Here is a 13,528-nt window from a genome sequence, read left to right as displayed (position 1 = left end):
GCACAGAACCCGGTCGGTGACCGGAGTCACCGACCGGGTGAGTGCTCAGTGCAGGGTCAAGCGCCGCGACGGTGTTGTGAGGACTGGTCGTCCTCGTCCTCGTCGTCGTCCTCATAGAGGTCGGCGTACCGTGCGTACAGGTCCTCATCCTGATCATCGTCCTCGACCACCGGCTCGCCGTTAGGCGGCTGCGGATGTGAAGGCGATGCACCCAGCTCCTCGGCCAGGCGTGAGAGGTCAGTCCCACCGCTGTTGTACTTCAGCTGGCGGGCGACCTTCGTCTGCTTGGCCTTGGCCCGGCCGCGCCCCATGGCTCGACCCCCTCAACGACGGGGCTCGACGGCCCCAGAGTCTTGACACGCGTTCATGGTCCGGCACGGACTCTCCGCAGAGAGACCGTGTCCGTAGGGCTTCCACGGTACCTGAGCCCGCGCCCATACGGTACGTCGCCCGCATGACGTGCCCGCGCCCAGGACCCTCGAGGCGCCCCGTCCTCGCTGGTCAACCGCGATTTTAACCACTTATCGGCGGTCGACCCGCCGGTAGAAGTGAGAGTTCTCTCTAACTGCCCACCGACGGGTACCGGCCAAACGTACGAGACCCCTCCGGGTCAGTCCCGTATCCGCTCCGGTTCAGCGCGCCCGGCGCGCCATGGCCGCGTCGTGCATCCGCTGCTCGGCGATCCGGTCGGCCGCGGCGGCCGGCGGAATACCGTCCTCCTTCGCACGTGCGAATATGGCCAGCGTCGTGTCGTAGATCTTCGCCGCCTGCGCCCGGCACCGCTCGAAGTCGAAGCCGTGCAGCTCGTCGGCCACCTGGATGACACCGCCGGCGTTCACCACGTAGTCCGGCGCGTAGAGGATCCCGCGGTCGGCGAGGTCCTTCTCCACACCCGGGTGGGCGAGCTGGTTGTTGGCGGCGCCGCAGACCACCTCGGCGGTCAGCACCGGCACCGTGTCGTCGTTCAGGGCGCCGCCCAGCGCGCAGGGGGCGTAGATGCCCAGCCCGTCGACCCGGATCAGCTCGTCGGTGTCCTTGACGGCGATCACGTTCCGGTGCCGCTCGGTGATCCGCCGCACGGCGTCCTCGCGCACGTCCGTGACGAAGACCTCGGCGCCCTCCTTCACCAGGTGCTCCACCAGGTGGTGGCCGACCTTGCCGACGCCCGCGATGCCGACCCGCTTCGCGCGCAGCGTCGGGTCGCCCCACAGGTGCTGGGCGCAGGCGCGCATGCCCTGGTAGACGCCGTAGGCGGTGAGGACGGAGGAGTCCCCGGCGCCGCCGTTCTCGGGGGAGCGGCCGGTGGTCCAGCGGCACTCGCGGGCCACGACGTCCATGTCGGCGACGTACGTACCGACGTCGCAGGCGGTGACGTAGCGGCCGCCGAGGGAGGCCACGAAGCGGCCGTAGGCGAGGAGCAGCTCCTCGCTCTTGATCCGCTCCGGGTCGCCGATGATCACGGCCTTGCCGCCGCCGTGGTCGAGGCCGGCCATGGCGTTCTTGTACGACATCCCGCGCGCGAGGTTCAGCGCGTCGGCGACGGCCTCCGCCTCGCTGGCGTACGGGTAGAAGCGCGTACCGCCGAGCGCGGGGCCCAGGGCGGTGGAGTGGAGGGCGATGACGGCCTTGAGGCCGCTCGCGCGATCCTGGCAGAGCACGACTTGCTCATGACCCCCCTGGTCCGAGTGGAACAGGGTGTGCAGTACATCAGCAGGCGCGCCGGCTACGTCGGTCACTGTGGTGACTCCTGAGTAAGTTGCGGCGGGTGGGGCTGGGCTCCCGTGTGGGTGGCGGGAGCTGTTGAGCATGAGATTAGAGCCTGGTGCGCCCGCGGGCGGCACCGCGCACAGGATCCCCTCCGTGCGGAGTACAGCCGTGCGACGATTTGCATAGTCTTCCCGTGCGTTTGTGAGTGGGTTCCGCAGGTTTTCGCGACGGAGCGCGGGGGAGGGAGCAGGCGTGCCCAAGGTGTCCTCGGTGATCGTCCCCTACGCGACCTACCTGCGCGTGTACGAACCGCTGGCCGCCTTCGCCGAGCCGGAGCGCAGCCACTGGGCCCGCTACGCGCGTCGTACGGACCGTCCCTCGTACCAGGACGAACTCCGTCGTGCCCTGGCCGACTTGGCGCCCACCCCGCCGGTCCCGGTGCCGGTGCACGAGAGCGAGGACGCCTTCGTGCTCGACGTCGACGGCGTCGTCTGCGTCTGCCCCTGGCGTACCCGGCTGCGCGGCTGGCAGGCCCTGGACGAACTCTCCGAGGAGCTCCCGCAGCCCGTCCTGGACGTGGTCCTGCCGCCCTTCCTGCGGAGCCAGGCCACCCAGGACTACGAGCGCTGGCTGGCGGACAACCCGGACGCCCGGCCGTGGATCCGTACGGCGACCTGGCAGGTGCCGATCAACTGGTTCGTGCTGGTCTCCGACGAGGAGCGTGAGTACGACAAGGGTGCCTCGGTCGACAGCCCGCCCGTGCTGCGCTACCGCACGCCGATGGTCCAGGCCCGGCGGCGCGTGGCCCGGGGCCTGCGGGCCCTGAAGGAGGCCATGGACGAGGGGCCGCTGATCGACGGCCTGGTGGACGTCGGGCGCTGGCTGGAGGAGTTCCACCCGCGCTCGCTCGTGGAGCTGGACTACGGCGGCCTGGTGCACGCCGTGCCGGCCGGGGCGCTGGAGGACGATCACTCGGCGGCGGACGTGGCCGAGGGGATCGCCGCGCTGCGCCGGGGCGACGGGACGGCCGCGGGGGCGGCGTACGGGCGGCTGGTGGAGCGGTGGCGTTCCGTGCGGGATCTACGGTCGGCCAACTGACCTCTGACCTTGAGATCCCTACGGACGGCTCGCGGTCGGTCACGAACTGACGTTTGACGAACCGCCCGATTTGAGGTTTTGTCCTCGCACCGAGTGCCAGAAGCGGACTGTGCGTTTCCTGAGGCTTCGTCAACAAGGGACGTAGGACCCGATCCGGGCGTACCTCTCAAGTAGGCCAAGCGTGACGGACTACACGTACGTGGCTCTTGCGCCCCTTGCCCCTCCTCATGCCAAAATAGGACAAGGAGTCCGGGGGGCTCCTTCCGTCCCGTAGTGCTGCACTATGGGCGGAATCTCAGCATTACACGCTTTGGGGGGTCTCGTGACTCCTGATCGCCGCTGTGACTGATCGTCACAGCGGCGTGACTGTCCGCTATGGCATGGTCCATCGGCTTCCGTCGCTGATGAACACCTGGAGGGGCAATTCCATCGGTTTGGCCGACGCGGCTGGACAGATGGTGTAGTTGTAGTGCCGAGGACAAGCCGTTCGTCCTATAACCGACTCGACTCGCGTCCGCCATTTCGGGCAACGCGGGTCAAGGTGCAGAATTTAGAGGAAAGAACCGAGAAGGTTCGGTTCTCCCGAGGAGGCCGCTCATGACCGCTCGCACCCCTGATGCCGAGCCGCTGCTGACCCCGGCTGAGGTCGCCACCATGTTCCGTGTGGACCCGAAGACGGTCACGCGGTGGGCGAAGGCCGGCAAGCTCACGTCGATCCGCACGCTCGGCGGGCATCGGCGCTACCGCGAGGCTGAGGTCCGCGCTCTGCTCGCGGGCATTCCGCAGCAGCGCAGCGAGGCCTGAACAATTGAATACCGGACAAACCGGCTGGTCCCCCACTGGCCGCGGCGTCCGGAACCCTAGCTCCAAGCGACGCGGGTCCTGCCCCAACAGGCTCCACGCCCAAGCCAGTCAGAGCTTCGCAGGCATGTAACAGGGTGCGTCGTAGATCGCGTTGGACTCCGCCGGGTCCAGCGCGATCTTTTTTGTGCGCCGACCGTCGTCCTTCCGGGCCTGCTGTGAGCGGCATTGTCGGAGTCTGAGGAGGGGTGTCGGATCTCCTGTGCGCGGTGCCCCGGGTGGGGTGCAATTGCACATATTAAATTGACCTGTTGTAGGTGGGGTGTAAGTACCGTACTTTCCAGAACTCATGCAGTGACACCCGTCACATACCAAGCGGCTTGTTAGCTCTGACGCCGGTGCGGTAAAGGAGCCTTCGGCTCCAGCACCCCACGCTCAGACGGGTGTTGAGGCCGGCCCGGAGCGGACTCCATCGCCAGCCGCAGCAGGCGGTGGCAGATCGGGCAGTGACGCGTGAGGTGCCGGTACGACGACGCGGCCGACAGGTGCGCGCGGAGCAGAGCCCGCGTCTCATGCCTAGCCGATGCCGCCATACGCCACCTCCAGAGGGCCGCACGGGGAACGGCCCTGGTTTCTGGGTACCGAGCTAACGAGAGCCCGTCAAGACGGCGCGGGGGAGCCCTGGAGGCTCCTGCGGAGGTCAGGGCATACAAAAGAGCCCGGATCCGAAGATCCGGGCTCTTTCACTGCGGTCCTGACGGGATTTGAACCCGCGGCCTCCACCTTGACAGGGTGGCGAGCACTCCAAACTGCTCCACAGGACCAGGTTTCGCGGCGCCATTCGTGCGTTGCGCTGCGAGAAGAGACTGTACAGGAGGGGTGGGGCCCTGCGCGAACTCACCCAACGCGCACGGGCGATTACGGGACTTCCGCGTCGATCGCCTTCACGATCCGCTTGTCGGAGACGGGGTACGCCGTGCCCAACGCATGGGCGAAGTAGCTGACCCGGAGCTCCTCGATCATCCAGCGGATGTCCAGGACCGACGACGGGACAGGCCGGCCCTGCGGCATCTGTTCCAGCAGCCAGGCGTACTCGTCCTGCATCTCGTGGACCTTCTGCATCCGCGTCGTGTCCCGCTGGACGTTCGCCGGCATCTGCTGCAGACGCCGGTCCGCCGCCACCAGATAGCGCATCAGGTCCGGCTGGCGCCGCAGCCCCGCCTCCGTCACGAAGCCCGGCTTCACGAGGGCGTCCAGCTGCTTGCGTACGTCCTGGAGGTTCGGCAGCAGCGCGGGGCTGCGTACGCCCTTCAGGCGGCGCTCACAGGCCTGCCAGGCGGCCAGGACCTGCTGCACCTGGCCCACCGTACGGACCGTCGTGTCGACGATCTCGGCGCGCACCTTGTCGTACAGCTTCCGGTACGACTCCTCGTCCCACGCCGGCCCGCCGAAGTCCGCGATCAGCTTGTCGGCGGCCGCCATCGCACAGTCGTCGAACAGGCCCTGGATGGAGCCGTGCGGGTTCGCGGACAGCGCCAGCTTCTGCGCGTTCGTCAGCTTCTCGGAGGCGAACTTCGCCGGGTTCACCGGGATGTTGCGGAGGATCAGGCGGCGCGTGCCCTTCCACATGGCCTGTGCCTGCTCCGCCTCCGTGTCGAAGAGGCGCACGGAGACCGTGTCGCCGTCATCGACCAGAGCCGGATACGCCTTCACCGGCTGGCCGGCCCGCCGGGTCTCGAAGACGCGGGTGAGCGTGCCGATCGTCCAGTCGGTGAGGCCCTTGCGCTCCAGGGACTCGCCGCCCTGGCGTTCCGCGGTGGCGGCCGCGGCCTGGGAGAGGGCCTTGCGGGCCTTCGGCCGCAGGCTGAGCTTCAGCGCCTCCAGGTCCTTGTCCTCCGCGAGCTTGCGACGCCGCTCGTCGACGATCCGGAACGTGACCTTGAGGTGCTCGGGGACCTTGGACCAGTCGAAGTCGTCCGCCTCGAAGGGGACGCCGACCATGCGCCGCAGTTCGCGGGCCATCGTCGTGGTCAGGGGTTCTTGGAGCGGGACCGCGCTGTCCAGGAACGCCTTCGCGTAGTTCGGCGCGGGGACGTAGTGGCGGCGGATCGGCTTGGGCAGGGACCGGATGAGCTCCATGACGACCTCTTCCCGCAGGCCCGGGATCTGCCAGTCGAAGCCCTCGTCCGTGACCTGGTTGAGGACCTGGAGCGGGACGTGGACGGTCACGCCGTCGGCGTCCGCGCCCGGTTCGAACTGGTAGGTCACACGGAACGTGAGGTTTCCCTGGCGCCAGGAGTCCGGGTAGTCGGCCTTGGTGACCTCGCTCGCCTTCTCGTTGATGAGCATCTCGCGCTCGAAGTCGAGGAAGTCGGGCTGCTCATGGCGCTTGTGCTTCCACCAGGAGTCGAAGTGGGCGCCGGAGACGACGTGTTCGGGGAGCCGCTGGTCGTAGAAGTCGAACAGCGTCTCGTCGTCGACCAGGATGTCCCGGCGCCGGGCCCGGTGCTCCAGCTCCTCCACCTCGGTGAGGAGCTTGCGGTTGTCGGAGAAGAACTTGTGGTGCGTGCGCCAGTCGCCCTCGACGAGCGCGTTCCGGATGAACAGCTCGCGGCTGACCTCCGGGTCGATCCGGCCGTAGTTGACCTTGCGCTGGGCCACGATCGGTACGCCGTACAGCGTGACCTTCTCGTACGCCATCACCGCGGCCTGGTCCTTCTCCCAGTGCGGCTCGCTGTACGTGCGCTTGATGAGGTGGGCGGCGAGGGGTTCGACCCACTCGGGCTCGATCTTCGCGTTGACGCGGGCCCAGAGGCGGGACGTCTCGACGAGTTCGGCGGACATCACGAAGCGCGGGGGCTTCTTGAAGAGGGCCGAGCCGGGGAAGACCGCGAACTTGGCGTTGCGGGCGCCCAGGTATTCGTTCTTTCCCGTGCTTCGCCCGCCCTCGCCCCCGGCCTCCTTCACGTCCTTCATGCCGATGTGGGAGAGCAGGCCGGCGAGGAGGGAGACGTGGATGCGGTCGGCCGGGGCGTCGTCCTCGTTGAGGTGGATGCCCATCTGCTTCGCGACCGTGCGCAACTGCGAGTAGATGTCCTGCCATTCGCGGATGCGAAGGAAGTTGAGGTACTCCTGCTTGCACATCCGGCGGAAGGAGGACGAGCCCCGCTCCTTCTGCTGCTCGCGGACGTGGCGCCAGAGGTTGAGATAGGCCAGGAAGTCGCTGGTCTCGTCCTTGAAGCGGGCGTGCTGCTGGTCGGCCTGCGCCTGTTTGTCGGCGGGGCGCTCGCGCGGATCCTGGATGGACAGCGCGGCGGCTATGACCATGACCTCGCGGACACAGCCGTTGCGGTCGGCCTCGAGCACCATGCGGGCCAGCCGCGGGTCGACCGGCAGCTGGGCGAGCTTGCGGCCGGTCTGCGTGAGCCGCTTGCGGAGGTCCTTCTGGGCCGGGTCGAAGGCGCCCAGTTCCTGCAGGAGCTGCACGCCGTCGCGGATGTTGCGGTGGTCCGGCGGGTCGATGAAGGGGAACTTCTCGATGTCGCCGAGGCCGGCCGCGGTCATCTGCAGGATGACGGAGGCGAGGTTCGTACGGAGGATCTCCGCGTCCGTGAACTCCGGGCGGGCGTTGAAGTCGTCCTCGCCGTAGAGGCGGATGCAGATGCCGTCGGACGTACGGCCGCAGCGGCCCTTGCGCTGGTTGGCGCTGGCCTGGGAGACCGGCTCGATGGGGAGGCGCTGGACCTTGGTGCGGTGGCTGTAGCGGGAGATCCGCGCGAAGCCCGGGTCGATGACGTACTTGATGCCCGGGACGGTGAGGGAGGTCTCGGCGACGTTGGTCGCCAGAACGATCCTGCGTCCGGTGTGCGGCTGGAAGACACGGTGCTGCTCGGCGTGCGACAGCCGGGCGTAGAGGGGCAGGATCTCGGTGAATCTGTACTGCTTCTTCGTGAGCGCGTCGGCCGTGTCCCGGATCTCCCGCTCGCCGGAGAGGAAGACGAGGATGTCGCCCTTGCCCTCCTTCTGGAGCTCCTCCACGGCGTCGGTGATCGCGGTGATCTGGTCGCGGTCGGCGTCGTCGGAGTCCTCTTCGAGGAGCGGCCGGTAGCGCACCTCCACGGGGTACGTACGGCCGCTGACCTCGATGATCGGGGCGTCGCCGAAGTGCCGGGAGAAGCGCTCGGGGTCGATGGTGGCCGAGGTGATGACGACCTTGAGGTCGGGCCGCTTCGGCAGCAGCTGGGCGAGGTAGCCCAGCAGGAAGTCGATGTTGAGGGACCGCTCGTGGGCCTCGTCGATGATGATCGTGTCGTAGGCGCGCAGCTCGCGGTCGGTCTGGATCTCGGCGAGCAGGATGCCGTCCGTCATCAGCTTGACGAAGGTGGCCCCCGGATCGACCTGGTCGGTGAAGCGGACCTTCCAGCCGACGGCCTCGCCGAGCGGGGTGTCCAGCTCCTCCGCCACACGCTCGGCGACGGTGCGGGCGGCGATACGACGGGGCTGGGTGTGCCCGATCATGCCGCGGACGCCCCGCCCGAGCTCCATGCAGATCTTCGGGATCTGCGTGGTCTTCCCGGAACCGGTCTCACCGGCGACGATCACGACCTGGTGGTCGCGGATGGCGTCGGCGATCACGTCCTTCTTCTGGCTGACCGGCAGCTGCTCGGGGTACGTGACCTCGGGCACGCGGGCGCGCCGCGCCGCCATCCGCTCCTCGGCCTTGGCGACCTCCGCCTCGATCTCGGCGAGCACGGCGGCCTGGGCCTCCGGCTTACGGATCTTGCGCGCACCTTCGAGCCTGCGCCCGAGCCGGTGCGCGTCGCGCAGGGACAGCTCGGTCAGGCGGGGGGCGAGGGCGCCGAGGGCGGGGGCGGAGTGCGTAGACATACGGGATCCAGGATCTCATCCCCGGGAAATCCGTGGCGAACGGTTTTGTCCCGCGGTCCGCGCCTGCTCCCCGCGGCACGGAGTGAGGTTTGACCGTTTCTCGTTCGGGCGGCGATTGCATGGCGGTGAGGTCGTACGGCAGTCGCTCACGATTGGAGGGCCTCCCGTCCCATGCCCGAAGCCACCGAAGTCCTGATCGTGGGTGCCGGTCCCACCGGTCTGATGCTCGCCGGAGACCTTGCCGCGGCGGGCGTTTCCGTCACGGTGCTCGAGCGTCGCACCGAGAGGTCCCAGCTGACCCGCGCCTTCGCGGTCCATGCCCGGACGCTCGAACTGCTGGACGCCCGGGGCGTCGCCGACGAACTCGTCGCCGGCGGTGTCCAGATCGGCAAGCTCCAGATGATCGGGGACGCCCAGCTGGATCTGAGGCGGCTGCCGAGCAGATTCCCCTACATGCTGCTGACCCCTCAGTACGCGACCGAGGCGGTGCTGGCGAAGCGTGCCGAGGCGCTCGGCGCCGATGTGGTGGCCGGCGCGGACGTCACCGGGGTCGAGCAGGACGCCGACGGTGTGAGCGTGACCGTGTGCCGGGCCGACGGCACACCGCGGACACGGCGTGCCGGTTACCTGGTCGGCGCGGACGGCATGAACAGCGTCGTGCGCCGGGCGCTGGGGTTTCCGTTCCCCGGCCGGGCCGCGCTGCGCTCGGTGATGCTCGCCGATGTCCGGCTGGCCGTGCCGCAGGCCATGCCGGTGGCGAACGCGGTCCGGGAGGGGATCGCCTTCGTCTCCCCGCTGGGCGACGGCTGGCACCGGGTGGTCGCCTGGGACCGCGGCAAGCAGCTGCCGGTCGAGGCCCCTCTCGATCTGGAGGACGTGCGGACGATCACCCGCAAGGCCCTCGGGACCGACTTCGGCATGCACGACCCGCGCTGGCTGTCCCGCTTCCAGACCGACGAGCGCCAGGTGCCGCGGTACCGGCTCGGGCGGGTGCTGCTCGCGGGCGACGCCGCGCATGTGCACTCTCCGGCCGGCGGTCAGGGCATGAACACCGGCTTGCAGGACGCCGCCAATCTCGCCTGGCGGCTGGCGGCGGTGGTACGCGGGTGGGCGCCGGAGGGACTGCTCGACGGGTATCAGGCCGAGCGGCACCCGATCGGGCGGGAGGTGATCCGGGACAGCGGCAGGATGATGCGGCTGGCGCTGATCCATTCGCCCGTGCTGAGCACCGCCATGAACCTGCTCTCGCGCGCCGCCGCCGCACTGCCACCGGTGGCCGACCGTATGGCGGCCAAGGCGACGGGGCTCGCCATCTCCTACCCGGCACCCTCCGGCACCCACCCCAGCACCGGTCGGCGCGCTCCCGACCTGGAACTCGCCCAGGGCGCAGGCACCGGCACCGGCTCCGCGACGCGGCTGTACGAGGCACTGCGCGCCTGCCGCTTCGTGCTCGTCAGCCGGTTCCCCGAGGTGACGGGCTGGGAGGGACGGGCGATCACCGTCGCCCCGGCCGCCGGCTCGAAGGCCCCGGCGCTGCTGCTGGTCCGCCCGGACGGATACATCGCATGGGCCGCGGGCGACCATGACCACGACGCGCTGCTGACCGCTCTGACCACCTGGCTCGGCCCTCGGCAGGACGTGGCATCGACATGAACCACGACATGACTGAGCCCCTCTCCGGTAATGGCGGAGAGGGGCTCATGCCCTGAACGGGCGGCGGTGGCTGGGGCCGGGGTCGAACCGGCGACCTTCCGCTTTTCAGGCGGACGCTCGTACCAACTGAGCTACCCAGCCACGAGGTTTCACGTGAAACCTCAGCGGTCCTGACGGGATTTGAACCCGCGGCCTCCACCTTGACAGGGTGGCGAGCACTCCAAACTGCTCCACAGGACCAAGCTTGTCGTACGACAGTGTCGCACAGGGTATTGCGTGCCCCCAACGGGATTCGAACCCGTGCTACCGCCTTGAAAGGGCGGCGTCCTAGGCCGCTAGACGATGAGGGCTATCGGCCCGCCTGCGCGCTTCTCAGCGCGTCGGGGACGTGAGAAGCATATGGGATGGCGGGAGCTATCGCCAAAACGGTTTAGGGGGAGGCGGAGGGGGTGCCCTCCGTGGGGGTGCTCGAGGGGCTCGGTGACGGGTTCGCGCCGGGCTGGTTCTCCTCCGGCAGGTGGCGGCTGACCTCGGCCGTCGTGAGGCCGAGGCCGCCCAGCTCGATCTCGTCCCAGGCCTGGAGGAGACGGGAGTCCCGGTCGAAGTACAGGATCGACGCCTCGATGGGGTCCGGGTGCTTGCCCTCGATGGCGCGCAGGCCGCTGCCGCCGGTGGAGCCCTCGATGCGCAGTCGGGTGCCGTACTTCAGGACCTCCGTCTCGTCGTGGTGGAGATGGCCGGCCAGGGCCAGCGGGACCTCGCCGTCGACCTCGCGCACCGCCGCCGGTTCATGGGCGACGGCGACGTCCACCGGGGTGCCGGCCGTGCGCTGATCGCGCAGGGCCGTGGCCAGCCGGGCACCCGCCAGTTCCTGGGACTGTGCGGCGCCGATCTGCTTCGAGCGGTCCGGCGTGTACTGCGGATCGCCGATGCCCGCGAAACGCAGGCCCTTGATCGTCTTCGCCCGGCCGTCGTCCAGGACGTGGACGTTCCTCAGGTCCTCCAGATACTGCTGGGTGAGCATCGAGTCGTGGTTGCCGCGGACCCAGACGTAGGGGGCACCGAGGTCCTCGATGGGGTCCAGGAAGCCGTTCTCGGCGGCCGTTCCGTGGTCCATCGTGTCGCCCGAGTCGACGATCACGTCCACCTTGTACTGCTCCACGAGCGAGGCGATGATCTTCCAGCTCGCCGGGTTGAGGTGGATGTCGGAGACGTGCAGGACCCGGATGGTGGAGGGGTCGGGCGCGTAGGCGGGGAGCGTCGAGGTGGCGTCGTAGAGCTTGGTCACGTTGGTGACCAGGCGGGCCAATTCCTTCTGGTAGACGTCGAATTCGGTGACGATGCTGCGCGCGTTGCCGACCAGGGAGGGGGCCGACGTGAGCAGGCCGGAGAACTTGGGTTCCAGGACGGAGTCGGGGCGCCAGGTGGCGTAGGCCGTGCCGCCCGAGGCGGCGAGGAGGGTGAGGGCGAGGCCGCCGGCGGCCAGGGCGCGGCGCGGGCGGCGGTAGACCGCGAGGCCGAGGGCGGTGGCCCCGGCGACGACGGCGACGCTCGAGCGGACGGCCAGGTCGAGGGTGCCGCGGCCGACGTCCTCGGTGACCTCGTCCTGGAGGCCGGAAAGGCGTTCGGGGTGGTCGACCAGAGCCTGGGAGCGATCCGGGTCGAGCTGGTCGACGTTCACGTCCAGACGGACGGGGGCGTTGTGGCTGTCCAGCGCCAGGGCGCCCAGCGGCGAGACATTGATCTTGGTGCCGCCGGTGAAGGAGGGCCGCAGGGTCATGGTGGTGTTCATCGGGCCGACCGGGACCCTGACGTTGCCCACGACCAGCAGCCCCAGCCAGGCGCCGAGGAGGACGACGGCCACGAGTCCGGCCGCCCGGGCCCACGGGTGCGGCTGCCGTACGAGCTCGATCGTGGTGGGCGCCTGACGGGAGCGGTAGCGGCGGGCCAGGGCGCGAGGGGGCTTGCGGATCGGGTTCAGGACACTCCGGACTGCGGCGGGGACGCGGGCCATTGATCCCGTATGCCCAAGTCCCGGGGCGGATATGCGACGCCGGATGGCTCTCGTACGGCCGGGTCGTGGCCGACAATGGGCCTGTGCTGGAGATGACGCGCGAGGAGTTCGAGGAACTGGTCGCCGAGGCGCTCGACCGGATCCCGCCGGAGTTGACGCGACTGATGGACAACGTCGCGGTGTTCGTCGAGGACGAACCGCCGGCGGACGATCCCGAGCTGCTCGGGCTCTACGAGGGGACTCCGCTGACCGACCGGGGGGAGTGGTACGCCGGTGTGCTGCCCGACCGGATCACGATCTACCGGAACCCGACCCTGCGGATGTGCGAGTCGCGGGAGGACGTCGTCGCGGAGACGGAGGTCACCGTGGTGCACGAGATCGCGCACCACTTCGGCATCGACGACGAGCGCCTTCACGCCCTGGGCTACGGCTGAGCGTGATGTGAACGCGGGGCGCGTGTCCTCTTGCGGGCGGCGGGAGTTGGAGGTGTTGACTCCATCACCCTTCCCGGAGGTGGCCCCGTGCGCCCCTTGTACGTACCCGTCCGCCTGGCCGCCACGGTCGTGGCCGTCGCCGCCGCCGCCGGCTGCATGAGCGTCGGCGACGACGGCGCGGGCGGGAGCGCCAAGCCGTCGCACTCCGCGGGGCAGCGCGCGGGGGAGGGGCCCGACGGCGGGCCGGCGGTGTCGGGCGGCGGCGCCGGCGTCGGTCCGGCGGCGGCCGACGGCAAGCACGGGCGCGGCAAGGGGAAGAAGGGCAAGAAGGGCGAGCGCGGCAGGCCCGGGGAGTCGGCGTCTCCCGAGGCGTCCCCGTCCGCCGCGGTGAGCGCGCCCGCGCCGGGAGGCGGCAAGCCGGGGAAGCCGGCCAAGCCGACGCCGAAGCCGCCGGCGCCGCCCACTCCCACCCGGACGGCCGAACCGGAGCCCACGCCGACACCGCCCGAGCCGACGGCATCGCCGGAGCCGACGCCCGAGCCGTCGTCGTCGGCGCACGAGCCGCCGGGGCCGCAGCTGGCGCAGCGGGAGCCGGCTCCGGAGGCGGGGGCACCGGCGTAGCCCCCGCTGTGAACCTCGTCGCGGCGGGAACATACTCTGGGGGTGGTCGGTTGACAGCCGACGGGAGGTTCTCCGGGCCACTGGCCCAGGGAGGGCGTCCCTGCTGTCTCCTACGGAGTCCGGTTTGCCTTACGGGGCCCGGAGTGCGTATGGTGGCAGATCGTTTGAACCCATTCTTGCCCGGCGCCACTACAGAGCGCGCCGTGTGGCGCGTACTCTCCCTTGCCGTGGTGGACCGCATTGAGGCGGTCGTATTGCGAATCGCGAATCACGGAGTTGACGGGCGCGTGCCGACGGAGACTCCGGAAGGTTT

Annotated in this window: 10 protein-coding genes and 4 tRNA genes; 5 read left to right on the top strand and 9 right to left on the bottom strand. The window is 69.6% G+C overall.

The window, feature by feature from the left end:
* Positions 1-56: 56 nt before the first annotated feature.
* Both OHU35_RS20285 and OHU35_RS20280 read right to left on the bottom strand, forming a co-directional pair.
* Entirely contained in the window at positions 57-311 is a 255-nt protein-coding gene (locus OHU35_RS20285) for a DUF3073 domain-containing protein (RefSeq protein WP_184593562.1), read from the bottom strand.
* Positions 312-632: 321 nt separating this feature from the next.
* Positions 633-1,736, bottom strand: coding sequence for a Glu/Leu/Phe/Val dehydrogenase dimerization domain-containing protein (locus tag OHU35_RS20280; protein WP_189727324.1), 1,104 nt, complete (start codon positions 1,734-1,736; stop codon positions 633-635).
* Between the two features lie 223 nt (positions 1,737-1,959).
* Between OHU35_RS20280 and OHU35_RS20275 the strand changes: the two genes are divergently transcribed.
* Positions 1,960-2,805, top strand: coding sequence for a hypothetical protein (locus tag OHU35_RS20275; protein ID WP_189727325.1), 846 nt, complete (start codon positions 1,960-1,962; stop codon positions 2,803-2,805).
* A gap of 597 nt (positions 2,806-3,402) precedes the next feature.
* A complete protein-coding gene (gene bldC / locus OHU35_RS20270; protein WP_003949541.1) occupies positions 3,403-3,609 on the top strand; it encodes a developmental transcriptional regulator BldC in 207 nt (68 codons plus the stop codon).
* 380 nt (positions 3,610-3,989) lie between these two features.
* Here the strand turns inward: bldC and OHU35_RS20265 are convergent, their stop codons facing one another.
* The 3 genes from OHU35_RS20265 to hrpA form a co-directional block, all read right to left on the bottom strand.
* A complete protein-coding gene (locus OHU35_RS20265) occupies positions 3,990-4,199 on the bottom strand; it encodes a DUF6274 family protein (RefSeq protein ID WP_229873179.1) in 210 nt (69 codons plus the stop codon).
* A gap of 156 nt (positions 4,200-4,355) precedes the next feature.
* A tRNA-Asp gene (locus OHU35_RS20260) sits at positions 4,356-4,430 on the bottom strand.
* A gap of 94 nt (positions 4,431-4,524) precedes the next feature.
* Positions 4,525-8,493, bottom strand: coding sequence for an ATP-dependent RNA helicase HrpA (gene hrpA / locus OHU35_RS20255; RefSeq protein WP_189727326.1), 3,969 nt, complete (start codon positions 8,491-8,493; stop codon positions 4,525-4,527).
* Positions 8,494-8,664: 171 nt separating this feature from the next.
* Between hrpA and OHU35_RS20250 the strand changes: the two genes are divergently transcribed.
* Entirely contained in the window at positions 8,665-10,146 is a 1,482-nt protein-coding gene (locus tag OHU35_RS20250) for an FAD-dependent monooxygenase (protein ID WP_189727327.1), read from the top strand.
* A gap of 67 nt (positions 10,147-10,213) precedes the next feature.
* On the opposite strand, the gene OHU35_RS20245 is transcribed toward OHU35_RS20250, so the two are convergent.
* The 4 genes from OHU35_RS20245 to OHU35_RS20230 all read right to left on the bottom strand — a co-directional run bounded on the left by OHU35_RS20245 (position 10,214) and on the right by OHU35_RS20230 (position 12,160).
* A tRNA-Phe gene (locus OHU35_RS20245) sits at positions 10,214-10,287 on the bottom strand.
* 24 nt (positions 10,288-10,311) lie between these two features.
* A tRNA-Asp gene (locus OHU35_RS20240) sits at positions 10,312-10,386 on the bottom strand.
* A 37-nt stretch (positions 10,387-10,423) separates the two neighbouring features.
* A tRNA-Glu gene (locus OHU35_RS20235) sits at positions 10,424-10,496 on the bottom strand.
* Between the two features lie 80 nt (positions 10,497-10,576).
* Positions 10,577-12,160, bottom strand: a complete 1,584-nt coding sequence (locus OHU35_RS20230) for a metallophosphoesterase (protein WP_189727328.1) — start codon at positions 12,158-12,160, stop codon at positions 10,577-10,579.
* An 83-nt stretch (positions 12,161-12,243) separates the two neighbouring features.
* Here OHU35_RS20230 and OHU35_RS20225 point away from each other — a divergent pair, with 83 nt between their 5' ends.
* Positions 12,244-12,594, top strand: coding sequence for a metallopeptidase family protein (locus tag OHU35_RS20225; RefSeq protein WP_184593542.1), 351 nt, complete (start codon positions 12,244-12,246; stop codon positions 12,592-12,594).
* 87 nt (positions 12,595-12,681) lie between these two features.
* On the top strand, positions 12,682-13,215 hold the full coding sequence (locus tag OHU35_RS20220) for a hypothetical protein (protein ID WP_189727329.1): 534 nt from the start codon (positions 12,682-12,684) through the stop codon (positions 13,213-13,215).
* Positions 13,216-13,528 lie beyond the last annotated feature (313 nt).

The organism is Streptomyces purpurascens (genome assembly GCF_045040895.1).
Classification (GTDB): Bacteria; Actinomycetota; Actinomycetes; order Streptomycetales; family Streptomycetaceae; genus Streptomyces; species Streptomyces purpurascens.
This window is presented reverse-complemented; position numbering and strand designations above follow the sequence as displayed.

Bases quoted from the DNA above. Each gene is read 5' to 3' on its own strand.
- OHU35_RS20285 (WP_184593562.1), bottom strand. From the start codon at position 311: ATGGGGCGCGGCCGGGCCAAGGCCAAGCAGACGAAGGTCGCCCGCCAG.
- bldC (WP_003949541.1), top strand. From the start codon at position 3,403: ATGACCGCTCGCACCCCTGATGCCGAGCCGCTGCTGACCCCGGCTGAG.
- OHU35_RS20265 (WP_229873179.1), bottom strand. From the start codon at position 4,199: ATGGCGGCATCGGCTAGGCATGAGACGCGGGCTCTGCTCCGCGCGCAC.
- hrpA (WP_189727326.1), bottom strand. From the start codon at position 8,493: ATGTCTACGCACTCCGCCCCCGCCCTCGGCGCCCTCGCCCCCCGCCTG.
- OHU35_RS20250 (WP_189727327.1), top strand. From the start codon at position 8,665: ATGCCCGAAGCCACCGAAGTCCTGATCGTGGGTGCCGGTCCCACCGGT.
- OHU35_RS20230 (WP_189727328.1), bottom strand. From the start codon at position 12,160: ATGGCCCGCGTCCCCGCCGCAGTCCGGAGTGTCCTGAACCCGATCCGC.